Source organism: Bacillus pumilus (assembly GCF_900186955.1).
Classification (GTDB): domain Bacteria; phylum Bacillota; class Bacilli; order Bacillales; family Bacillaceae; genus Bacillus; species Bacillus pumilus.
This window is the reverse complement of sequence record NZ_LT906438.1, coordinates 1,757,890-1,780,726: the sequence shown is the minus strand read 5'-3', so window position 1 is coordinate 1,780,726 and position 22,837 is coordinate 1,757,890. Positions and strand designations below refer to the sequence as shown.

The following is a 22,837-nucleotide window of genomic DNA, read 5'->3' as shown; positions in this document are numbered from 1 at the left end:
TCTTTTTTTGTCTACTCTATATAAAAAATTATATTTCGTATAAAAAAATATTTGAAGGGGTTGATGATTGATGAATCAATTGATTTGTAACCATTGCGGGAAAAAATATGAGATGACACCAACTCTATGGAAATGTGATTGTGGTGGAGTATTAAATCTAGTGAAAGATACCCCGAAAATAGACGTCGCAGCTTGGGATCACTATCCAAATTCATTATGGCGTTATGTTGAAACCATGCCATTTTCAAAAGCTTCTAAGACTTGGGAAACTGTCACAATGGGGGAGGGTCAATCCCCTTTAATCGTTCTAGATCCTAATGAGCCAAACACTTATGTAAAAGTTGATTATATGATGCCGACATTATCCTTTAAAGACCGAGGAGCCGTAGTTCTAATGACAAAGGCTAAGGAACTCGGGGTATCAAAAGTGATTGCTGATAGTAGTGGGAATGCAGGAACAGCGATTGCAGCTTATGCAGCACGTTGTGGTATTGCCTGTGACATTTATCTAAGCGATGACACTTCACCTAAAAAGGTCGCTCAAATAAAAGCACATGGAGCAACGATTAAAGAAATTCACGGGACGCGAGAGGACATTGCAGCTGCGGCACAAAAGGCAGTAGGCAATGAAAGCGTTTTTTATGCAAGTCATGTTTATAACCCTTATTTTTTTGAAGGCACAAAAACATACGCCTATGAAATCTATGAGCAACTAAAAGGAGCACCTGATGCTTTAATCATTCCGGTTGGAAACGGTACTCTCCTCCTCGGTGCATATTATGGCTTTAAAGAGTTATTTGAAAATGGTCTCATTCATAACATACCGAAAATCGTTGCCGTACAAGCGAAAAACTGTGCACCCCTTGTGAAAGCTTATCAAAATGAAGAAAAATCAGCATCACCTGTGACGAATAAAGGGACCTTAGCAGAAGGGATCGCCATTGCTGCTCCAGCACGCTCCAAACAAATTTTAGAAGCTGTACTAGATACTAATGGTACGTTTATTGATATTGAAGAAGATGAAATTCTGAATGCACGTTCTAAACTAAGTGAGAAAGGATTTTATGTCGAAATGACATCTGCAGTCAATTTAGCTGGCTACATGAAATATCAAAAGAAACCAGAAGAAACCATTGTCATACCTCTTTGTGGTGCAGGGATTAAATCAAAATAACCCTCCATTGCTGGATCTTTCGGATTCTGATAGTTACTTAATGCCAGATGTTTGTAAGACCGTTGCTGTTAGGTTACGTCAACTGATCCGATGACAGCTCATTAAATGCACTTTGATTCAAAAACCTTTATGACCGATTTGATTTATTGAAGAGGTAGTAGAGGTTTTTGATATTTATTCATTTCTTTTTATTAGTTTACATAATATATATTCTAGGAAGTTAAAGCATGAATGAATTTTCGATGTCTCAACACTAAGTATACTTATCTTATTGAGACAAAAAAGAAAAAATCAAAATCCAACATTCAATGTCACTGCAAGCGCCCAACAATTCCTTTAAAATGGATTGTTTTTTTTCCGATCTGTCATCAGCGTTTGATCATTAGATAGAAAAGATTCTCCGTGGATCATCTTTTCTTGTTGACCCTCCCTTCTATTTATATAGATTCATGGTTTGAAGGAATGCCTCTGTGAATTGGGTCGTCGTCTCGTTTCCTCCTAAATCTTTCGTTTTAATGTTCATTTTCATGATCTTATGAAGTGTACGTTCGATAAGAGCTGCCGTCTTTTTTAACCTTTCATCATGATATTTCGCATGTAACCAGTCACAAAGCATCACTGTAGAAAGAATCATGCCAATTGGGTTGGCGATATTCTGCCCAGCGATATCCGGTGCTGATCCATGTGCCGCCTGTGCCATGGCTTGGTCTTCGTTACAATTTAATGAAGGCGCTATTCCTAAACTTCCGACTAGCTCACCTGTTAAATCAGATAAAATATCACCAAACATATTCTCTGTCACAATGACATCAAAATCACTTGCACGCCTCACTAAGTGAGCCGCCATTGCATCGATATGTACATCCTCTACCGCCACTTGCGGATACGCTTTTGCTACCTCTTGGCATGTTCGCAAAAACAAGCCAGACCCTAATTTGATAACATTTGCCTTATGAACAATAGTAACCTTTTGCCTGCGCTTCATCGCACTTTGAAAGGCTGCATGAGCAATACGTGTTATCGCTTTTTTTGTAAATACACCTGTAGATATAGCGACATCTGGTGTAATCATCCACTCTCCTACCCCATGATACATGTTCCGATCTGGATAGAAGCCTTCTGTATTTTCTCGAAAAATAACGAGATCGACGTCTCGTACAAGGCTTTGTACCCCTGGTAACGATTGAGATGGACGAATGTTCGCAAATAGATCAAACGTATGACGGAGCTCTCCGCTTGGATTTCTCCTCTCTTTAAATATGTCTGGGTATGAAGCAGAATCATGAGGCCCTAAAATCCATCCATGGCATTTTTTCAATTCGTCTTTAGTAGATGTCGGCACAGGATCTTGGTGAAGAGAATGGATGGCTTCAAAACCGATTGGACATTCTACAAATTCCACAAATGACTCATGAAACTGTGACAGCGCTGCCTCTAAGATGCACATACTTGCTTGTACAATTTCTGGTCCAATTCCATCACCTTTCAATACACCGATTCGATATGACTGCACAAAATCCGCCTCCTTTGTCTTTATTTTACTTCTCACCAGAAGAATTGTGAAGGCGCCATTTCTTGTTACTAAAATTTCAGCATGACCTTTTCTCATGTTATTTACGAATCAGGAAGTCTCATTTATAATCGAGTAGATTTGTTCTGTAATATATATCATTAAATGTGAGGGATTAGATGGAATTAAAATGGTATAAAGCAATCATCATCATTTTCACGATGTCTGGTATTTCCATCTCTACATGGTTTTCACGGACACCAGAAGTTAGAGATTTATTACAAGCGAATACAGGGACAATGGGACTTATTTTACTTGGCTTATCTGTTGGTTCTATTGTTGGACTTGTCCTTTCCAATATATTCGTTCGAAAAAAAGGCGGACGAGTGGCCATTGTGATCAGCGCTTTTTTGATGTTCACTGGATTCACGACTCTCGCTATTGGTTCAACGCTCTCTTCTACCCTTGTTGTCACAGCCGGTCTTTTTCTTTTTGGAGCGGGCTCAGGCATGTGCAATGTGGCCATGAACTTAGAAGGGACAGAAATTGAGTACAGCATCAGGAAAACCATCCTGCCTATTTTGCACGCTTCCTTCAGCATTGGCACGTTAATCGGTGCAGGTGCTGGCATTCTCTTTATCCATCTAGGGGTATCTGTGTTGATTCACCTTCTGATCATTGCCATTCTTTTCTTTCTCAGCATTTTGATTTGTACACGGTTTATTCCGCACGGGACAGGAAAGGATCAGCTTGAGAAGCAAACAGATACAACTGATGGTTCTCATGCGGCATGGCTGAACAAACGGACGATATCTCTTGCGATGATCGCCTTATGTCTTGCATTTGTAGAAGGCTCTGCAAATGATTGGATTCCCCTTGCGATGGTAGATGGGTACCAGGTTTCACATTCCATGAGTACCGTCATCTATGCTTTATTTTTGTGCGGGATGATTAGTGGACGACTGATCAGCGGACGTTTAATTGATCGATTTGGCAGGGTGTTATTGCTAAGAGTCGCTATTTTTTCAGCAGCTGCCGGACTCTTGTTAGTCATTTTAAAAATTTCACTCGTAGTGTGTATGATATCCATCTTTTTATGGGGACTTGGCGCTTCTTTAGGCTTCCCGCTAACCATTTCGGCAGCTGGTGATGATAGCCGCTACGCCGTCAAACGCGTCAGCATTGTGACCTTATCAGGTTACACCGCCTCTCTTTCTGGGCCGCCTATATTAGGGCTGCTTGCCAATCAAGTAGGACTGCTTCATGCCTTTATTTTTGTGTTATTCGCCATATGTATTGCAGGAATCTTTACAAAAGCTGTCGCAAAACCGCGTACATCACAAGTTCACTAAAAGTGTCTGATCCTCGATCATGGCACTTTTTTAAATTTAAAAAATAAAATTGAAACCTTTCATGAAGTGAAACAGTCCTATAAATGTCCTGATGTTTATCGCTTTTTTAAAGAGGGAAAGTAAAAAAATAAGACTTTTCAAATAACAGAAAACGTGATAAGATCATGAAAATAAACAGGAAGGGGTGAGATAAATGAAAAAAAATATGCTGCTAAAATTAGCTGTCTTATTCATAGCACTTGCAAGTTTTCATTTGTTCTCAATGCCTCATTCCGTTCAGGTATACCATCATGCAAAGGTGGTTGCCGATCAAGAATCACATGAGATGAAAATCGCTCAGACAATGGGCGATGAAAAGAAACAAAAACATGTGAGCGCAGTATTTGCCGCATTTACAGTACTGCTGATGATTGGCAGTATGACAGCTGGATTTGCACGCATCACTCATACTGATCAATATGACCGGAAAAAGAAGCATTTACTTGCAGTGTTCTATCAATCTTCTTATTTCCGACTATCTCGTGTTTAACCCAACCATCTAAAACAAAACAAAAATTGGGAGGTTTTACACGATGTTATTTTTCTTAAGAGTATTCATTCTAGGTCTATTCTCTGTCACTTCACTTTCTCTTTTCGTCTACCAAGGAATTGAAGTAGTGCACGCCATTACAAACATGTTTGGCAGCCACGAGAGCTAAATGACCCGTATATAAAAGAAACCCCCTGTTTATCCAGGGGGTTTTCGTTTGCTTATTTATTGTCATCTGGTGCAGGTTGAGGTGTGACAAGGACATGCGTTACTTCTCCCTGCTCTTCCTCATCTACAATAAATGATCCATTGCTATAACGGTCATTCGCTCTGAGAGTAGAGATATCAAGCGGAATCGTTGCACCCTTCTCTGTATCCATTTCAAGTGTGTCGTGCAGTGATGCAGCAATGACAGCCACAATACGATGCGGGTTTTTCTTTAATTCTCTTAGCATCAGAACTCCGCGTTTGGCTCTAGATGTTTTATCAAATTCAGAGAGGTTCATTCGCTTCACAGCCCCTCTTTGTGTCGTCAGCACAAGGACATCGTTTTTCGGATCAATGATCTGGCCAGAGACTACTTCGTCCCCGTCCTTCAAGTTGATTCCTTTGACACCAGCCGCTCTCGGACCAACAACACTTACTTCTTCTTCATCAAACCACAATCCGTAGCCATTTTTCGTCGCAATAAACAATTCCTGCTGTCCTGTTGTCACATGGACATCCACGAGTTCATCGTTCCCTTTTAGGTTCAAGGCGACAAGCGGTTTCGAATAGCGCTGCGCTTTATATTGCAGAAGCTCTGTTTTCTTCACCATTCCGCCTTTTGTAAAGAACAGCAGATACGATGTTTCATCAAATTCTTTAATTGGAATGGCTTTTTGGATGGATTCATCACGATCAATTGAAATGATATTCGTGATATGCTGCCCCATGTCTTTCCATCGTATGTCTGGCAGCTGATGCACAGGACAATAAATGTAGCTCCCTTTATTCGTGAACAATAGGAGGACATCCGTTGTATTCATTTCAAACTGATGAATCAGGCGGTCTGTATCCTTCATGCCAAAGTCCTTACCGTTAGATGCAGCATAGGAGCGCTGGCTTGTCCGTTTGATGTACCCATCCTTCGTCACCGTGACGTAAACATCCTCTGAGGCAATCATCACTTCTAGGTTAATCTTAATTTCTTCGATTTTTTCCTCAATGACAGATCGTCTCTCATCAGCATATGTCTTTTTGAGCTTTTTCAAACTGTTTGTAATGACCTTTAGCAGCTTTTTCTCGTTACCTAAAATGTCTTCAAGTTCTGCTATACGCACATCAAGCTCACTTGCTTCGTCTCTTAATTGCGTAATATCCGTATTCGTTAAACGATATAACTGGAGGGAAACAATCGCTTCTGATTGCGCTTCTGTAAAGTCATATTTATCCATCAAGTTGTTTTTCGCATCTCGCTTATCATTAGAAGAGCGGATTGTGGCAATGACTTCATCTAAGATGGATAGCGCCTTAATTAATCCGTCTACAATATGGTGGCGTTCCTTCGCTTTTCGAAGCTCATATGCTGAGCGATTCGTCACCACTTCTTTTTGATGAGCAATATATGCATCAAGTATAGTTGTCAGCGTCATTAAGGTTGGTCTACGATTATGTATCGCCACCATATTAAAGTTATACGGGATTTGCAGATCTGAGTTTTTATATAAGAAATTCAAAACACCATTTGCATCTGCTTCTTTTTTCAGCTCAACTACGATTCGAAGCCCAGTCCGGTCAGTCTCGTCTCGAACCTCTGAAATTCCTTCCACTTTTCTTTCAATTCGGAACTCGTCCATCTTTTTGACAAGGTTGGCTTTATTCACTTCATAAGGAATCTCTGTGATCACGATTTGCTGGCGCCCGCCGCGGATGGTTTCAATCTCCGCTTTTCCGCGAATCATAATCTTTCCTTTGCCTGTTTCATAAGCCTTCTTAATGCCGTCTACCCCTTGAATGATACCGCCTGTTGGGAAATCTGGACCTTTGATGACCGTCATTAAGTCCTCAACCGTACAATGCGGCTGTTCGATTCGTTTAATGACACCATCAATCACTTCTCCTAGATGATGCGGCGGGATATCAGTGGCATAACCAGCAGAAATCCCTGTTGATCCATTCACGAGAAGGTTTGGAAACATTGCTGGTAAAACAACGGGTTCCTTGCTTGTATCATCAAAGTTTGCGACAAACTCGACCGTTTCCTTGTCTAAGTCCTTTAATAGCTCTGAAGCAATCGCAGATAGCCTTGCTTCCGTATAACGCATGGCAGCAGGCGGATCACCATCGATACTCCCGTTATTTCCATGCATCTCAATGAGCACATTCCGTACTTTCCAATCCTGACTCATTCTCACCATCGCTTCATAAACAGATGAGTCACCGTGTGGATGATAGTTACCAATCACGTTACCTACTGTTTTCGCGGCTTTACGGAAGTTTTTATCTTGCGTGTTGCCTTCTGCGTACATCGCATATAAAATTCTTCGTTGTACAGGCTTTAGTCCATCTCGCGCATCTGGAAGCGCGCGGTCTTGGATAATATATTTACTATAGCGACCAAACCGGTCTCCGATTACTTCTTCTAATGGTAAATCATGAAATCGTTCTTGTTGTGCCATGTTTAAACCTCCTCAGCTAGCGACAAGTTTTCATTTTCAAGAATGTTGCTTTCCTCATCAAGTCCAAAGGCGACATTCTTTTCAATCCATTTACGACGTGGTTCTACTTTGTCACCCATCAATGTCGTGACGCGGCGTTCCACACGTGCAGCATCGTCGATTTTAACCCTGACAAGTGTTCTCGATTCTGGATTCATTGTCGTTTCCCATAGCTGGTCGGCGTTCATTTCACCTAAACCTTTATAGCGCTGAATCGTGTACCCTTTTCCAACTTTCTTCAGTACGTCATCCATTTCTTCATCAGACCATGCGTACTCAATAACTTCTTTTTTTCCTGAGCCTTTGCTGACTTTATATAAAGGCGGTAGTGCAATAAACACTTTGCCATGCTCAATCAGCGGCTTCATATAGCGGTAGAAGAATGTGAGCAGAAGCACTTGAATATGCGCTCCATCTGTATCAGCATCTGTCATGATTACGATTTTGTCATAATTGATGTCTTCTACATTAAAATCGACACCGACGCCTCCACCGATCGCATGAATAATGGTGTTGATTTCTTCATTTTTGAAAATATCAGCAAGTTTCGCTTTTTCTGTGTTAATGACCTTTCCACGAAGCGGCAGCACCGCTTGGAATTTACGGTCACGTCCTTGTTTTGCTGACCCGCCCGCTGAGTCGCCCTCTACAAGGTACAATTCGTTTCTTGCGGGGTTTCTAGATTGAGCAGGTGTTAATTTTCCGCTCAGTGTTGCTTCGGACTTTTTCCGTTTCTTGCCGCTCCTTGCTTCTTCACGTGCTCTTCTAGCAGCTTCTCTTGCCTGCTGCGCTTTAATCGCTTTTCTCACAAGAAGAGTCGCTGTTTCACGGTTTTCTTCAAGGAAATAAGCCAGCTTTTCAGAAATAACAGCATCAACAGCTGAGCGAGCCTCACTTGTCCCAAGCTTTCCTTTTGTCTGGCCTTCAAATTGAAGCAGTTCTTCAGGAATTCTGACAGAAATAATAGCTGACAGCCCTTCGCGAATATCAGTGCCCTCTAAATTTTTGTCTTTTTCTTTTAAAAGGGCTACTTTGCGCGCATATTCATTAAAGGCTCTTGTCATCGCCGTTTTGGCACCAGACTCATGCGTACCGCCATCTTTTGTTCTCACGTTATTGACGAAAGAAAGAATATTTTCCGAGTAGCCGTCATTGAATTGAAATGCAAAGTCTACTTCGATGGATTGATGCTCTCCTTCAAATGAGACCACTTCACTCAGAACATCTTTTTCTTCATTTAAATAAGCAACGAAGGCTTCAATGCCCGTCTCATAATAAAAGGTTTCTTGTACATCATGTCGTTCATCAATCAGCTCTATTTTTAATCCTTTTAATAAAAAGGCAGATTCTCTTAAACGTTCTGATAACGTATCGAAATTATAGGTTGTAACGCTGAACATAGATCGATCTGGTTTAAAATGAATCAATGTCCCGGTTTTTTTCGTTTTTCCGACTTTTTCAAGTGATGTGGCAGGCTTTCCGCCGTTTTCAAAGCGCTGATGATAAATAAAGCCATCACGTTCAATTGTGACAGTAAGCCACTCTGACAGCGCGTTTACAACAGATGCCCCAACTCCGTGAAGCCCACCACTTGTTTTATATCCGCCTTGACCAAATTTTCCGCCTGCGTGAAGGACTGTTAAAATGATCTCAGGTGTCGGTTTTCCAAGCTTATGCATACCAGTAGGCATCCCGCGTCCTTTATCCTGGACGGAAATGCTATTATCTTTATGTATTTTGACAACGATATGATCTCCATGGCCAGCGAGTACTTCATCGACAGAGTTGTCTACAATCTCATAGACAAGGTGATGAAGACCGCGTGAATCCGTTGACCCAATATACATCCCTGGACGTTTACGGACCGCTTCAAGTCCCTCTAGCACCTGAATAGAATCATCGTTATAATCTACTTGCTGCTTTTTAACCAAATGCTTAATCCCCTTTCACTAACAAACATAACCGGCAAACCATCAAATGATCTCTCTAGATTTAATGATGATCATGCTGCTCATTACTGTCCACTTTAATAAGCTGCATCATCACCATGCATGTATGGTTCAACAAAACATGCTCCTTTGCACGGCTATGAGAAAGTTCTACATTCTGCAATGAGAACTAGAAGTCCATTATAAACAAGACTGTTTGATAAGCCAAATGCAATCATATGATGATTTTTACAAAACGGAACAAATGTTCTATTTTTATCTTATCGCTCTTTTTCTTGTTATGCAAGATCACCGATATGTCCCTGTCGCCTTATTTTATCGCTTTCTTCTAGAATCGCAAATATATTTCTGTAACAAAAAAGCAAAAATCCTTGAAAACCAAGGATTTTTGACGATTTAATGAGTTTTTGTCATTGCATGAGCCACCTTGATACATAAATCCATGATGGCGACCTTGCCATTTTCCTCAATCAGCCTTTTCGCTTCTTCGTGATAAATGCCTTGCTGCGCCCAAAAAACAGGTGCGTCTATTTCAAGAAATTCTTCTGCTACCTCGGGCAAAAACTCTGAACGTCTAAAAACATTCACGATATCAACAGGCTCTTTGATATCTTTTAGTGAAGCGACTGCTTTCACACCAAGTGCTTCATCGATCGTTGGATTCACCGGAATGATCTCATAACCGGCATCCTGCATCGCTTTAGACACCATATATGACGTTCGGTGCGGTTGATCTGATAAACCAACAACAGCAATTCGTTTACTGCTTTTTAATATGCGGCCAATTTCTTGTTTCGAAGGATGATTCATCCAAACACCCCTTTTCCTCTATTTTAGCGAACTTCTGCTTAAAAACAAAGCTGAATCCATCTGCTTTTGATTTTTTCAAAAAAAGATCCCCATGTTTTTCATAAGATCATGTTAAAATGTAAGACAAGAGGGAGAATATAAAGGAGTTATGCAGATGTTAATTGCTTTGATGTTTATTTTGGCTTATCTTCTCGGCAGTATTCCATCCGGTCTCATTGTCGGGAAAGCTGCAAAGGGGATTGATATCCGTGAACATGGCAGCGGCAACCTAGGTGCGACGAATGCATTTCGTACGCTTGGCGTAAAAGCAGGGTCTATCGTTATTTCTGCTGATATTTTAAAGGGGACTCTCGCTTCTGCTTTACCGTTTTTCATGCAACTGGACATTCATCCCTTATTAGTAGGGGTTGCTGCTGTTATCGGTCACAGCTTTCCTATCTTTGCAAAATTTAAAGGGGGAAAAGCAGTCGCTACATCTGGCGGCGTGTTATTATTTTATGCCCCATTCTTATTTATCACGATGATCGCTGCTTTTTTCTTATTTTTATACATTAGTAAATATGTTTCATTATCATCTATGCTGACCGGCATCTATACATTCATTTACAGCATATTCACCAAAGACGTATTCTTAATCATTGTTGTTGCCGTTCTTGCTGGTTTTGTGATCTACAGACACATCGCCAACCTCAAACGAATCCTCAACAAAACTGAACCGAAAATCAAATGGCTCTAGCCGTTTCATAAGTTTCATTCTGTGGTAAAAGTAAAGAAAAGCTGTTTTTTGCATCCTGCATTTTAAAAAACAGCATGACTTCAAAAAGGGGCGATCACATTGAAATTAACGATAAAAGAAGATGCACTTAATTGGTACAAGGATGAATTAGATTTAGAAAAAGGTGATCAAGTTCGCTTTTTTGTGAGATATGGCGGGTGCAGTAATGTACAAAAAGGCTTTTCTCTCGGCGTCGCAAAAGATGAACCTCAAAATGCCGGCGCAACCGCTGAAATAGAAGGTATTACTTTCTTTGTAGAAGAAAGTGATATTTGGTATTTTGACAACCATGATCTGCATATTGATTATAACGAGTCTGTAAAAGAACCAGAATTCCATTATGAATAAACAAAAAAGATACCTCATCCCTCGGGTATCTTTTTTGTTTTATCCTTCAATATATAACCCATACTCCTGAATGTTTCCTAAAGCCCGCTCCTTTTGCAGGATTCTTTTTTGTGGTTCACCGATCAAGTCAAAGTGAGGAAACCCTGCGCGGTCATGAATCCATTCTTTTTTAAGTCCATGCTTTTCTCCCCATTCAATTAACTGCTTCATATCCTGACAGGCTGCTTTAGTGACGGTATTAGCATGCGGGAAACGGTCATCAAGCCAATAATGAGTTAAAAAGGCCATTTTTCCCTGCTGAACAGCTGATTTCCACGCATTTAGATCGCTTCTTTTAAGACCAAACGCCATAAGTTAAACCTGCTTCTTCGACTGTTCATATACTTTGTGCCAGGCAGGAAATGCTTTTCTAAATTGAATAGGTCTAAAGGTGTCTTTGTCTACACAAATATGCGAGGTTGTCCCTGTAATCGCTGTTTGTCCATCAGGCTTTTGAATTTCGTAGCCATACACCGTTTTGAGTCCATTGTATTCTTCAATCCAAGTATGAACGGTCGCTGTTTCACCGTACAGGAGTGGTTTTTTATATTTCACCTGCAAATCTATAACGGGTGCAAGAGCGCCGTCTGCTTCTAGCTGCGCATAGGAAAATCCTAATTCTTTAATCAGTGCTGTTCTGCCGACTTCCATCCAGATTAAATAATTGGCATGATACACAATGCCCATTTGATCTGTTTCTGCATAACGGACTTCTATTTCTTTTTTAGATACATACACGTTTTCATCGCTCTCCTATCAAAACCTAAGTTCTCTGCCATTTTACCACAATCGAAATGGTTCTTCTAAAAGGAGGCAATAAAATAAACCAGGGATCCCTGGTTTATTCAGTATAGCCATTTTTTCTTGCTGCCTCTTCGTCCTTGATTTCAGAACGCATGGCATCTATGCTCATTTTTCGGTTTTCATTTTTTTGCTTAATCATCTGTTTTTCTTGATCTGTCGAAAGGGCCATCGCTGCTTCAGATTCATCGATATTGTCAAGGGTGTTTTCAATCATATCTTGCAGCTTTTCAACATTATCAGAACGATCATCTGGATTGGATTGATATGACTTTCCATTCATCTTGATTCCCTCCTTATTCGCCCTTCGTCTGGATCACATCAGGCTGTTCATTTGATTTATTATGCATCTTTTTACCTTTATTGCGTTTGTATGCTACAGGTTTTGTCCCTAAATGGTCTGGTGTAAACTGCGCTTGTTTATCATGCTCTCTACCCATCATTCATCCCTCCCTCTTCTTTAGGATGAACGAAAAAGGATAATTCATAACTTATTTCTGTCTAAATCGCTCTTCCAACTTTTCTTCAAGCTGGTTTAAAAATTCCTCATTGCTTAATAATTCTTTTTTATTTTCAAGTACAAGCTCTTCAAATGTACGTCGTTTTCTTCTTCTCATTGTACTCACCTCCAATGTTTGTATTTCATTTTCGCCAAAACATTTAGAAAATAAGCAAAAAAGCTGAATCATTATAGATCCAGCTCTTGCTCAATTTCTTTTTTTGTCAGCATTTGATGCTTCACAGACATGATGCGTCCTTTTTCATCTAATATGTATGTCGTGGGGTATGAAAGCACCTGATATCGTGCTTGAATGCCTTTTTGATCTAATAAAATAGGAAAGCTCAGCTTTAATTCATCTGCAAATGCTGCAACATGATCTACACTTTTTTCTGTGGTCGTCAAATTCACAGCAAGTACTTCGACCTGATCATATTCGCTTCTAACCGCGTCTAGATCTGGCATTTCTGTCCTACATGGCTTACACCATGTCGCCCAAAAATTGACGAGCACCTTTTTCCCTTTGTAATCAGATAACGAGGCCGTTTGACCATCAAGGGTTTTAAGTTCAAAATCAGGGGCTTGATCCCCTTTTTCAAGACCGATTGCGGGCTCTTTTGGTTCAAGTAAATTCCACACAAGTAAACCAATCAACACAAGTAAAACAGCGCTTGCTATTCCTTTTTTCCACATGATTGATCCTCCACTATTTTAAAAAAGAAGAGAAAGCTGTCTAAGCGCCTTCTCTTCTTTGCTGTATGAGTATTAGTTGCTTGCCAATTTTTCACGAAGTACCATTTGAAGGATACCACCATGACGATAGTAGTCAATTTCGACTTCACTGTCAAAGCGAACAACCACTTCAAATGTTTTCTCATTGCCATCTGTATCAATTGCTTTCACAGTGACAAGATCACGTGGACGAACTGTTTCATCAACTTCAACTTCAAATGTTTCTGTTCCTGTTAGTCCATAAGTTTCTGCACTTTCTCCGTCTTTAAACTGTAAAGGAAGTACACCCATGAAGACAAGGTTACTTCTGTGGATACGCTCAAAGCTTTCAGCTAGAACGAATTTAATTCCAAGAAGGTTTGTTCCTTTGGCAGCCCAGTCACGGGAAGAACCCATTCCGTAGTCTTTACCTGCTAAGATCGCAAGACCTGTGCCATCCTCTTTATAACGCATGCATGCATCATAAATGGATGTCACTTCACCAGTTGGCCAGTACGTTGTATATCCGCCTTCTGTTCCTGGTGCGATTTGGTTCTTAATACGGATGTTTGCAAAAGTACCTCTCATCATGACATGGTGGTTACCACGGCGAGATCCATATGAGTTAAAGTCTCTAGGAGATACGCCTCTTTCTTGCAAGTATTTACCCGCAGGTGTGTCTTTACCAATCGCTCCAGCAGGAGAAATATGGTCAGTTGTCACAGAGTCACCGAACTTGGCAACGACGCGCAAGCCTTTAAGCGGTTCAACTTTACCAGGCTCAACTGATAAGTTTTCAAAGAATGGCGGGTTATCAATGTATGTGGAATTTTCATCCCATTTATACAAAGCATCATCTGTCGTTTTAATTTCATTCCAGCGGTCATTGCTGTCAAATACAGTTTCATACTCTGAACGGAAGAGTTCAGGTGTGACTGTGCTTTTCACGACACTGTTGATTTCGTCCATTGATGGCCAAATGTCATTGAAATAAACGTTCTCACCGTTTTTATCCACACCGATAGGGTCTTTTGTTAAATCGATATTGACCGTACCAGCAAGTGCATATGCCACAACTAATGGTGGAGATGCGAGGTAGTTTCCTTTTACAAGCGGATGGATACGTCCTTCAAAGTTACGGTTACCTGATAAAACAGAAGTGATCAGCAGATCATTTTCAGAGACAGCATCCTCAATTTCTTGCGCAAGCGGTCCTGAGTTACCGATACATGTTGTACAGCCATACCCAACGATGTTAAATCCAAGGTCTCTTAAGTATGGAAGAAGTCCTGAGTTCACGAGGTATCCTGTCACAACCTTAGAACCTGGCGCTAGTGACGTTTTCACGTAGTTTGGCACCTTCATGCCAAGCTCACTTGCTTTCTTCGCAACAAGACCTGCTCCGATTAAGACGTAAGGGTTTGATGTATTCGTACAGCTCGTAATCGCTGCAATCGCAATCGCACCTGTCTTCATCACAGCTTTTTCACCATTTGCTAGATCAAATTCAATTTGTTTATCCAGCTCTGATTTTTCTAATCCAAACCCTTGGTTACCGGCTGGGCTTTCGATGTGCTGATGGAACGTCTCTTTCATTTCTGAAAGTGGAATCAAATCTTGTGGACGCTTTGGACCAGATAAGTTTGATTCAATTTTAGAAAGATCAATTTCCACAACATCCGTAAAAATTGGGTCCTCTACATCTGGCGTATAGAATAAGCCATTTGCGCGAGAATATTCTTCAACGATATTAATTTGCTCTTCATCACGTCCAGTAAGGCGAAGGTAAGCAAGAGCTTCCTCATCTACTGGGAAGAATCCGCAAGTAGCCCCGTATTCAGGCGCCATATTCGCAATCGTTGCACGATCTGCTAACGGCAGCTGTGCAACACCTGGTCCGAAGAACTCAACGAACTTGTTGACCACGCCTTTTTCACGCAGAACTTGTGTCACTTTTAATGCAAGGTCAGTTGCAGTCGTTCCGTTTGGAAGCTCTCCAACTAATTTAGCACCAATGACTTCTGGTACTGGGAAGTATGAAGGCTGACCGAGCATACCAGCTTCCGCTTCAATACCGCCAACGCCCCATCCAAGTACGCCGATCCCGTTGATCATGGTTGTATGAGAGTCAGTACCAACCAATGTATCTGGGTAAGTGATGATCTCGCCATCTTCTTCAATCGCATGAACAACACTTGCAAGGTACTCTAAGTTTACTTGGTGAACAATCCCTGTTGCAGGCGGAACAGCTTGATAGTTATTAAACGCTTTCTTTGCCCAGCTAAGGAAGTTATAACGCTCTGCGTTACGTTCGAATTCTAAATCCATGTTAATATTTAATGCATCTTCAGTTCCAGCTTTATCAACTTGTACTGAGTGATCAATAACAAGGTCAACTGGAATTTCAGGGTTGATTTTATCCGGATCCCCACCTACATCTGCCATTGCTTTTCTTAATGAAGCAAGGTCAACGACGGCTGGTACACCCGTGAAGTCTTGTAAAATAACACGAGAAGGTTTAAATGGAACATCAATTTCTTTTACCTCGGCAGTTCCCCATTTTGCCAAGTTTTCAACGTGTTCCTTTTTGATCACTCTACCGTCTACTTGGCGAAGCACTGATTCTAAAAGTACCTTAATGGAATAAGGCAGCTTAGAAACATTTCCGATTCCTTGTTTCTCTAGTGCTTCTAACGAATAATAGTGATACGTTTTCCCATTTGTCGAAAACGTTTTTCTAGATTGAAAAGCGTCTTGTTTAGCGACTTGCTGCTGTTTCGACATATCCAAAATCCCCCTTTTGATGATCAAGATCAATTTCAATTCTCAGAAAAATCGTCGTATTTCACCACAATTTTCTCACAATTTCATCTTAAAACAAATTCATACATAAGTAAATAACAATGCTTTTATTAAATTCAATAAGTTTATCTTATCACTAGGAAATGATTACTCTTCATAAACGAAGCGGGGCAGGTTCATACTACAATTGAGGTGATAGAACATGACAAAACGTAAAGCAAATCATGTGATTGACGGCATGAATGCAGCCAAAAGCCAAGGTAATGGTGCAGGCTATATTGAAAATGACCAACTCGTTTTAACAGAAGAACAAAGACAAAACAATAAAAAACGTAAAAAAAACCAATAGGAAAGGAGCAAGCATCATGACGAATAAAAACACAGGAAAAGACATCCGTCAAAACTCGCCTAAGGAGCATCAGGGCGGACAGCCTGAGCCATTATCAGGCAGTAAAAAAGTAAAAAACCGCAACCATACAAGACAAAAGCACAATTCTCATCACGATATGTAAACATTCTCCTCTCATCCCGTGGCAAAACGGGATGTTTTAGGTCTTTCACACATTTCAGTTCTCAACATATCATTTATTATGAGATGTGATGGAGGAGTGTCTATGGAGAATGAAAAGCAATCGAATTCCTCTGATTTTCTAGAAATAGATGATTGGCTCAATGTTTTAATGGATGATCCATTTGCCTGGTATGATGAACACCTCCCAATTGACCTTTATGAAACAAGCCGTGATTATATTATTGAGATTGATGTCTCCACCCTATCGATCACCGATGTAAAGCTGACCTTCGCTGGACATGAGCTGACTCTCTGTTGCACGGTACAAAAGCAAAATGTTGAAGGCGAACAGCCAATTGAAAAAAGTGTCATGCTCCCTTTTTATTTGAACGACAAAGAGATTGAAACAGAATACGAAAACCGAATCATTTCGATAAGAATTAAAAAAAGTTCCGACCATCCACGCGAGGCATTTTCCTTTCAAATCCCGCACTTCAAACATTAAGAGCCCACCTTCATTTGGTGGGCTCTCTTCCGTTCGTGTCAAGTCAATACCTTTTGCGAACCACCATGGCCAAATAGTAGAGTCGCTATATGATAAGGTATTCTTTTTCTACTAGATGGTTTGGGTCTTTCTAGTAAATGGGCAGTTATGAATGAAAAAAGGCGTTCATAGAGATGAGAGACATACATTTTTGTTATTTTCTTCTATCATCGCTTCATGTAAAATAAGATAGAGAGACGAGGGGTATAAGGAGTGAGAACATGTTAAGCGGCTGGTTTTTGTGGTTCATTTTATTTTGGGGTACGGTGATGATCGGATTACTCGCAATCGGTGGCTTTTTTATGTTTCGCAAATTTTTAAAACGATTGCCGAAGGAAGATGGGAAATCAGAGCTTGATTGGCAGGATGAATATATTCAAAGGAGCCTCCACCTATGGCGGGAAGAAGACAAACAGCTTTTAAATGAGCTTGTATTACCTGTTCCAGAGCTGTTTAGAGATGTCGCCAAAGAAAAAATTGCAGGAAAAATTGGCGAACTGGCTTTAAAAGAACAAGCTGCGAGCATTAATTTAGACTTAATCATTCGCGGCTATATTATCGCTACACCAAAGCGTGATCATAAGTTTTTATTGAAGCGCCTTCAAGAAAAAAACATCGATCATACGCCATATGAAGCATTATTAAAATAACCTCCTTTATAAAAAGGAGGTTCAGCGTGTAGAAAACCCCTCGCATTCTTTGTCAGTCCTGTGCGCTGGTGCTCACCCTTCCTAGACTTCAAAGGTTTTCTATCACACTGAAAAGAAAGAAGACAAAGGGCTAAAATAAAGATCATTTTAGCCCATTGTCAACAATCTGGGTTTAATTCATTTGAACCTGCTGCGGATCTAATTGCTTAGACAGCTTTCTAAACGACAAATACATGGCAACGCGCCAAGGTACAATCATGCCAAAGGCAAGTATCCAAAACATTCCGCTTAGAGAGCCATAATCAATAGAAGAACTCAGGATCGTCTTCATCCCGATACGAAGAACAAGAAGTCCAATGAGAATAAATACAAATGCTTTTGACCGCTTTAAGTAAATCTCGTTCCCTCTAATTTCAAACTTCGATGTTTTGATTAAAAAGATGGAGAAAAACATCCCCACTGTGATCGCTTCAAGAAATTCAGCCCCAGTTACCTGAAACATTGGAACAAAAAACATCAGTGCACCAGTGCTCATAAAAATAGGAGGTAATATAATTTTTTTCGCGGTTGCCGGTTTCGCAGATGACTTAATGCGAATAAACATGACGGCTACCGCCATACATATTGCAATTATAGAAGAGATTAAGACCATCATATCAAATCATTCCTTTATTCTTTAAGGTCAGCCTATGTATAATATACTCCAATTGACGAAAAAAAACCATTCGCCGCGACTGTAGAAAACGATTTCAAAAGCCTGTAAATCCGCCAAACAAGGATGAGAACATGATGATAATCCATGTGAGAAGATCAAAGAACAGCAATATCCCTACCACAATCATAATGATCCCGCCAATTTTCATGATGAGCTGCTGACGCTTTCTGATCCACGCCATTTTCGTAATGAAAAAGGAGAGGACAAAAAATGGAACGCCAAATCCAAATACATACGCCATCATATAAGGCACAGCCGACTCAGGATTGTTACTCGCCAGTGCGATAACAGCAGATAAAATAGGTCCTGTACAAGGTGTCCAACCAGCGGCAAAGCCCATTCCAATGAGAATCGATCCAAAAAAACCAGCAGGTCGGTTTTTGAACTGCATTCTCTTTTCGCCCATGAGGAAAGAAGGCTGAAATACACCAAGCGTCATAAAACCAAAGAAAATAATGAGGATAGCTCCAACCTGGCGAATCGCTTGATGGTAATCATCAAAAAACTTCCCAACAAACGATGTCCCAAAGCCTATCGCAATAAAGATAATAGAGAAACCAATTAAAAAGAATAAGGTATGAAGCAGACTTCTTCTTCTCAGCATCACCTTCTCAGATTTCACTTCATCCATACTAACGCCCGTAATATAAGATAAAAACGCTGGATAAAGCGGCAGACAGCACGGTGAGATAAAAGAAAGGAATCCTGCTCCGAAAGCTAAAAAGTAATTCAAATCTGTCAAAAGAACACCCCCTTCTTACAATATACAATAAGAGATGACAAAATCATTTCATTTTTTTTACATCCTCTCAATAAAGATGGTCTATTCTCTTAAAACCTTATATAATTTAATTTGACATCGAGATAACGAATCCTTTAAATTTGAAAATAAACCTGAAAATGGATATAATAGAATCGATTCTTTTTATCAAGATTTGCATGAAAGGAACATGACTTTGGTAAAAACATCATTATTAACTCAAATCGAAGAAAAAAGAGAAGAGCTGATGAAAGTTGTGATGCACAATGGGATGACATCAACAGTGACCATCGAACATAGCCAGCAGCTAGATCATCTCCTCTTACAATATCAACGACACTTACACTCAAACTCAGCCAACTAATCATATCTCATGATATTTATCATGCTGCACGATTTTTAGAACAGTTGATATGTGTGACCATAAACGAAACAAAAACCTCTGATAACAGGGGTTTTTGTTTTTTTACAGGAAGCTGACGCCAAAATAAAAACCACCTTCCCTGCTTCATTTAGGCAAGTACAGTGGTTTTAAAGCGTCTGATGAAGGTGAATTCAATAAAGAAAGGACAACGCTTGTCCATTCTTTATAACCATGTTCCATCTATGATCATAATATCGTACGTATTATTTCGCTTGGTTGTTCATGGCTTTCATCATTTGATTGATTTTCTTCTGGGACGGTTTCATGCCCATTTGCATCATCATCATTCGAAGCATTTGTTCATTAATTGGTGGATTCTTTTTCAAGTAGCTCATCATATACTTACGAGCAATAAAGAATCCGAGTGCAACTCCTGCAAGCAGTGCAACAACGCCTACAAGGATGACAACCCATAAATCCATAATTCTTCCTCCTTCATGTTGTCTCGTATAAAGTGTACTAAACAAAAGGCTATTATACAACATTTCACGTTCAATTTTATTTTTTTAAACAAAATTCCTCACTTTTACCGGATTGAGCCACCCGTGCTTCTTTGAACCGAAGTCCATCGCAAGGAAGCAAGGACTAATTTTTCTCAGCACTTCAAAAAACACTGCTTCTGCTTCATAACTACCGGTGGCAGACATTTGGATATAACGATCTTTTATGATAAATGCAGCCGTTCCTTTTCCATCAGGTAAGGAAGCGCTGTATATCGAGCCAATTTGTGTATAGTGAACGTTCGTTAAGTTGTTCATTAATCGCTGATGCATATGAAAAGCAGGGATTCGTTTCGTCACGTAATCCACTTGTTTCACAAGCATCACCAATTCATCTTCCGTGCGGTTCGTCCAGTGTAACGACTCAAACAAATGAAACAAAATTGATTCTCTGCCAAAATAATGATGCGCAAATTCATCCTCAATCCAATAAATATAATAATGGCGTTCCATGTCTATCCCTTCCTTTCACATTTCGTCAATCTCGTATATTGCTTGTATTATACAAAAATGTGAAAGAAAGAATTGTCTATATATGAAGCAAGAAGAAACTAGTTTTGTCAAAAAAACAAGAAAAAAGAAAAAAGTTTGCAGAGCGGATGAAAATGCTCTGCAAACAGATGAAAAAAAGCATGATGCTTGGAGACTTCGTTATTTGTTCAGCTTCGCTTTCACACGGCTGACGACATTGCTGACCGTAAAGCCGTATTTCTCAATAATGGTTTCACCAGGTGCAGAAGCGCCAAATTTATCAATGGCAATTACGTCACCATCAAGACCAGTGTAACGCTCCCAGCCAAGTGAAGCCCCCATTTCAATCGCAATACGAGCCCGCACTGCTGTAGGAAGGACTGATTCTTTGTATTCGTCTGACTGCTGATCGAAACGATCCCATGCAGGAAGACTGACAACAGACGCGCGGATTCCTTCTTTCTCAAGTGCTTTTTGCGCTTCAATCGCTAAACCGACTTCAGATCCAGATGCGAGTAGAAGTGCTTCTGGCTGCGCATCAGCAGCTTCAACGACGACGTATCCACCCTTTTCTACTCCCTCATACGCCTTCTCAGGTGCTTGGTCAATCGTTGGAAGGTTTTGACGAGTCAGAACTAGTGCTGTCGGTTTATCCGTTGAAGATACAGCAAGTTTCCACGCTGCAGCTGTTTCGTTTCCATCCGCAGGGCGAATGACAGAAAGGTTCGGCATCGCACGTAATGAAGCAAGCTGTTCAACCGGTTCATGCGTCGGACCATCTTCACCAACAGCGATACTGTCATGAGTAAAGACATAAGTAACTGGAAGTCCCATTAAGGCAGCAAGACGAATCGCTGGTCTTAAGTAATCTGAGAAAACAAAGAACGTTCCGCCGAATACACGAAGGCCGCCGTGAAGCGCCATACCGTTTAACGCGGCACCCATTGCAAATTCTCTGACGCCGAACCAAATGTTCTTACCAGCATAATGATCTTTACCAAAATCGTCTGTGTTTTTAATCGTTGTTTTGTTTGAACCTGCAAGGTCAGCAGACCCGCCAATGAAGAAAGGTACTTGCTTCGCAATGCCATTTAATACTTCGCCTGAAGAAGCGCGGGAGGCAAGACTTGAACCTGCTTCATAAACAGGAACCTCTTGATCCCAATTCTCAGGAAGCTTTCCTTCAATCGCAAGCTGCAATTGAGCTGCAAGCTCAGGGTATTCTTTTTCATATTGCGCAAATAATTCATTCCAAGCTGCTTCTTTTTTCTGACCAGCGTCTTTTACAGCTTCTTTGAAATGATCGTACACTTCAGAAGGTACATGGAAATCTTCTTCAAACGTCCAAGAGTAAGCTTCCTTCGTCAGCTTGGCTTCGTCGCTGCCAAGTGGTGCACCATGCACACCAGAAGTTCCTGCACGGTTTGGCGATCCGAAACCGATTGTTGTTTTCACTTCAATCAGTGTAGGTCTGTCTGTGCTTTGTTTTGCCTTTTTGATAGCAGCCGTCACTTCTTCAATGTTGTTGCCGTCTTTCACATAAAGAACTTCCCAGTTCATCGCTTCAAAACGATTCTTCACATTTTCAGAGAATGAACGATCTAGGTCGCCATCTAAAGAAATATCATTTGAATCATAAAGGACAATTAAACGGCCTAAGCCTAAATGACCAGCAAGGGAAGCAGCTTCAGAGGAAATTCCCTCCATTAAGTCTCCATCTCCGCAAATGCTGTATGTATAGTGATCTACAACATTAAAGTTGTCTTTGTTATACGTTTCCGCAAGATGTCTTTCTGCAAGTGCCATACCAACTGCCATGGCAATCCCCTGTCCTAAAGGACCTGTTGTAGCATCGACGCCCTCTGTATGTCCAAATTCAGGATGTCCAGGTGTTTTGCTACCCCATTGGCGGAATTGTTTTAGATCATCGATGCTCAAGTTGTATCCGCTTAAATGAAGCATGCTATATAGAAGCATAGAACCATGTCCCGCAGATAATACAAAACGGTCTCTGTTAAACCAATTTGGGTTTTGCGGACTTACGTTTAAGTGATTCGTCCATAAAGCGTATGCCATTGGTGCAGCACCCATCGGCATTCCAGGGTGGCCGGAATTCGCTTTTTCAATTGCGTCTATGGAGAGAGTACGTATTGTTGCAATAGATTTCAATTCAATCGTTTCCATATAAATCCCCTTCCGTATCTTGTGTACACCATTATCATAAATCTACTGTCCTTTTTTCACAACTATTTCACGCTGAAAAA

The 22,837-nt window shown here is 40.6% G+C and carries 27 protein-coding genes; 11 read left to right on the top strand and 16 right to left on the bottom strand.

The features are described from left to right. Positions 1 to 70: 70 nt before the first annotated feature. Positions 71 to 1,174: a threonine synthase gene (locus CKW02_RS08975; RefSeq protein WP_003211442.1), complete on the top strand. Its 1,104-nt coding sequence runs from the start codon at positions 71 to 73 to the stop codon at positions 1,172 to 1,174. 433 nt (positions 1,175 to 1,607) lie between these two features. Here CKW02_RS08975 and CKW02_RS08970 read toward each other — a convergent pair whose 3' ends face one another. Further along, positions 1,608 to 2,687: an isocitrate/isopropylmalate dehydrogenase family protein gene (locus CKW02_RS08970; protein ID WP_003210864.1), complete on the bottom strand. Its 1,080-nt coding sequence runs from the start codon at positions 2,685 to 2,687 to the stop codon at positions 1,608 to 1,610. 176 nt (positions 2,688 to 2,863) lie between these two features. Between CKW02_RS08970 and CKW02_RS08965 the strand changes: the two genes are divergently transcribed. From CKW02_RS08965 to CKW02_RS20585, 3 genes are all read left to right on the top strand, one after another. Continuing rightward, positions 2,864 to 4,036 (top strand): MFS transporter, encoded by a 1,173-nt coding sequence (locus tag CKW02_RS08965; RefSeq protein WP_003211173.1) that lies wholly within the window; start codon positions 2,864 to 2,866, stop codon positions 4,034 to 4,036. 193 nt (positions 4,037 to 4,229) lie between these two features. Beyond that, positions 4,230 to 4,565 carry a hypothetical protein gene (locus tag CKW02_RS08960; RefSeq protein ID WP_003210975.1) on the top strand — a complete coding sequence of 112 codons (336 nt, stop codon included), beginning with the start codon at positions 4,230 to 4,232 and terminating at the stop codon, positions 4,563 to 4,565. 43 nt (positions 4,566 to 4,608) lie between these two features. Next, positions 4,609 to 4,734, top strand: coding sequence for a hypothetical protein (locus CKW02_RS20585; protein WP_003210976.1), 126 nt, complete (start codon positions 4,609 to 4,611; stop codon positions 4,732 to 4,734). 52 nt (positions 4,735 to 4,786) lie between these two features. On the opposite strand, the gene parC is transcribed toward CKW02_RS20585, so the two are convergent. The 3 genes from parC to CKW02_RS08940 form a co-directional block, all read right to left on the bottom strand. Further along, positions 4,787 to 7,225 carry a DNA topoisomerase IV subunit A gene (gene parC, locus CKW02_RS08955; RefSeq protein ID WP_003212124.1) on the bottom strand — a complete coding sequence of 813 codons (2,439 nt, stop codon included), beginning with the start codon at positions 7,223 to 7,225 and terminating at the stop codon, positions 4,787 to 4,789. Between the two features lie 2 nt (positions 7,226 to 7,227). Beyond that, positions 7,228 to 9,195 (bottom strand): DNA topoisomerase IV subunit B, encoded by a 1,968-nt coding sequence (parE, locus tag CKW02_RS08950; protein ID WP_095117801.1) that lies wholly within the window; start codon positions 9,193 to 9,195, stop codon positions 7,228 to 7,230. 414 nt (positions 9,196 to 9,609) lie between these two features. Continuing rightward, positions 9,610 to 10,023, bottom strand: coding sequence for a CoA-binding protein (locus CKW02_RS08940; RefSeq protein WP_003211692.1), 414 nt, complete (start codon positions 10,021 to 10,023; stop codon positions 9,610 to 9,612). Between the two features lie 154 nt (positions 10,024 to 10,177). On the opposite strand from CKW02_RS08940, the gene plsY reads away from it, so the two are divergent. Both plsY and CKW02_RS08930 read left to right on the top strand, forming a co-directional pair. Next, on the top strand, positions 10,178 to 10,759 hold the full coding sequence (plsY, locus tag CKW02_RS08935; protein ID WP_003212462.1) for a glycerol-3-phosphate 1-O-acyltransferase PlsY: 582 nt from the start codon (positions 10,178 to 10,180) through the stop codon (positions 10,757 to 10,759). A gap of 99 nt (positions 10,760 to 10,858) precedes the next feature. Beyond that, positions 10,859 to 11,146: a HesB/YadR/YfhF family protein gene (locus CKW02_RS08930; protein WP_003210876.1), complete on the top strand. Its 288-nt coding sequence runs from the start codon at positions 10,859 to 10,861 to the stop codon at positions 11,144 to 11,146. A 39-nt stretch (positions 11,147 to 11,185) separates the two neighbouring features. On the opposite strand, the gene CKW02_RS08925 is transcribed toward CKW02_RS08930, so the two are convergent. From CKW02_RS08925 to acnA, 7 genes are all read right to left on the bottom strand, one after another. Next, entirely contained in the window at positions 11,186 to 11,497 is a 312-nt protein-coding gene (locus CKW02_RS08925) for a hypothetical protein (protein ID WP_003211646.1), read from the bottom strand. Between the two features lie 3 nt (positions 11,498 to 11,500). Next, on the bottom strand, positions 11,501 to 11,923 hold the full coding sequence (locus tag CKW02_RS08920; RefSeq protein WP_003211985.1) for an acyl-CoA thioesterase: 423 nt from the start codon (positions 11,921 to 11,923) through the stop codon (positions 11,501 to 11,503). 103 nt (positions 11,924 to 12,026) lie between these two features. Further along, complete coding sequence (gene tlp, locus CKW02_RS08915) at positions 12,027 to 12,269, bottom strand: small acid-soluble spore protein Tlp (RefSeq protein ID WP_003211760.1); 243 nt, start codon at positions 12,267 to 12,269, stop codon at positions 12,027 to 12,029. Between the two features lie 13 nt (positions 12,270 to 12,282). After that, the gene (locus CKW02_RS08910; RefSeq protein ID WP_008357830.1) at positions 12,283 to 12,426 is read right to left on the bottom strand and encodes an acid-soluble spore protein N; all 144 of its coding nucleotides are present in this window, start codon (positions 12,424 to 12,426) and stop codon (positions 12,283 to 12,285) included. A gap of 51 nt (positions 12,427 to 12,477) precedes the next feature. Next, positions 12,478 to 12,603, bottom strand: a complete 126-nt coding sequence (locus CKW02_RS08905; RefSeq protein WP_003211002.1) for an FbpB family small basic protein — start codon at positions 12,601 to 12,603, stop codon at positions 12,478 to 12,480. A 71-nt stretch (positions 12,604 to 12,674) separates the two neighbouring features. Then, the gene (locus tag CKW02_RS08900) at positions 12,675 to 13,178 is read right to left on the bottom strand and encodes a TlpA family protein disulfide reductase (RefSeq protein WP_003211762.1); all 504 of its coding nucleotides are present in this window, start codon (positions 13,176 to 13,178) and stop codon (positions 12,675 to 12,677) included. Between the two features lie 72 nt (positions 13,179 to 13,250). Beyond that, positions 13,251 to 15,980 carry an aconitate hydratase AcnA gene (acnA, locus tag CKW02_RS08895; RefSeq protein ID WP_003212077.1) on the bottom strand — a complete coding sequence of 910 codons (2,730 nt, stop codon included), beginning with the start codon at positions 15,978 to 15,980 and terminating at the stop codon, positions 13,251 to 13,253. Between the two features lie 220 nt (positions 15,981 to 16,200). Between acnA and sspO the strand changes: the two genes are divergently transcribed. The 4 genes from sspO to CKW02_RS08875 all read left to right on the top strand — a co-directional run bounded on the left by sspO (position 16,201) and on the right by CKW02_RS08875 (position 17,703). Then, complete coding sequence (gene sspO / locus CKW02_RS08890; protein ID WP_003210995.1) at positions 16,201 to 16,347, top strand: small acid-soluble spore protein SspO; 147 nt, start codon at positions 16,201 to 16,203, stop codon at positions 16,345 to 16,347. Between the two features lie 16 nt (positions 16,348 to 16,363). Next, entirely contained in the window at positions 16,364 to 16,510 is a 147-nt protein-coding gene (locus CKW02_RS08885) for a small acid-soluble spore protein P (protein ID WP_003211331.1), read from the top strand. 102 nt (positions 16,511 to 16,612) lie between these two features. Next, the gene (locus tag CKW02_RS08880; protein ID WP_003211633.1) at positions 16,613 to 17,014 is read left to right on the top strand and encodes an Hsp20/alpha crystallin family protein; all 402 of its coding nucleotides are present in this window, start codon (positions 16,613 to 16,615) and stop codon (positions 17,012 to 17,014) included. Between the two features lie 260 nt (positions 17,015 to 17,274). Then, positions 17,275 to 17,703, top strand: coding sequence for a DUF2621 domain-containing protein (locus CKW02_RS08875; protein ID WP_003211039.1), 429 nt, complete (start codon positions 17,275 to 17,277; stop codon positions 17,701 to 17,703). A gap of 172 nt (positions 17,704 to 17,875) precedes the next feature. Here CKW02_RS08875 and CKW02_RS08870 read toward each other — a convergent pair whose 3' ends face one another. Next, entirely contained in the window at positions 17,876 to 18,358 is a 483-nt protein-coding gene (locus tag CKW02_RS08870; protein WP_034619875.1) for a CcdC family protein, read from the bottom strand. Positions 18,359 to 18,452: 94 nt separating this feature from the next. Continuing rightward, on the bottom strand, positions 18,453 to 19,160 hold the full coding sequence (locus tag CKW02_RS08865; RefSeq protein ID WP_003211967.1) for a cytochrome c biogenesis CcdA family protein: 708 nt from the start codon (positions 19,158 to 19,160) through the stop codon (positions 18,453 to 18,455). 208 nt (positions 19,161 to 19,368) lie between these two features. On the opposite strand from CKW02_RS08865, the gene CKW02_RS08860 reads away from it, so the two are divergent. Beyond that, positions 19,369 to 19,542, top strand: coding sequence for an aspartyl-phosphate phosphatase Spo0E family protein (locus tag CKW02_RS08860; RefSeq protein WP_371475009.1), 174 nt, complete (start codon positions 19,369 to 19,371; stop codon positions 19,540 to 19,542). A 263-nt stretch (positions 19,543 to 19,805) separates the two neighbouring features. Here CKW02_RS08860 and CKW02_RS08855 read toward each other — a convergent pair whose 3' ends face one another. From CKW02_RS08855 to tkt, 3 genes are all read right to left on the bottom strand, one after another. Next, a complete protein-coding gene (locus CKW02_RS08855) occupies positions 19,806 to 20,024 on the bottom strand; it encodes a YneF family protein (RefSeq protein ID WP_003212379.1) in 219 nt (72 codons plus the stop codon). Between the two features lie 84 nt (positions 20,025 to 20,108). Next, positions 20,109 to 20,555, bottom strand: a complete 447-nt coding sequence (gene sirA / locus CKW02_RS08850) for a sporulation inhibitor of replication protein SirA (protein ID WP_003212113.1) — start codon at positions 20,553 to 20,555, stop codon at positions 20,109 to 20,111. Positions 20,556 to 20,753: 198 nt separating this feature from the next. Continuing rightward, positions 20,754 to 22,757, bottom strand: a complete 2,004-nt coding sequence (gene tkt, locus CKW02_RS08845) for a transketolase (RefSeq protein WP_003211423.1) — start codon at positions 22,755 to 22,757, stop codon at positions 20,754 to 20,756. Between the last annotated feature and the right edge of the window lie 80 nt (positions 22,758 to 22,837).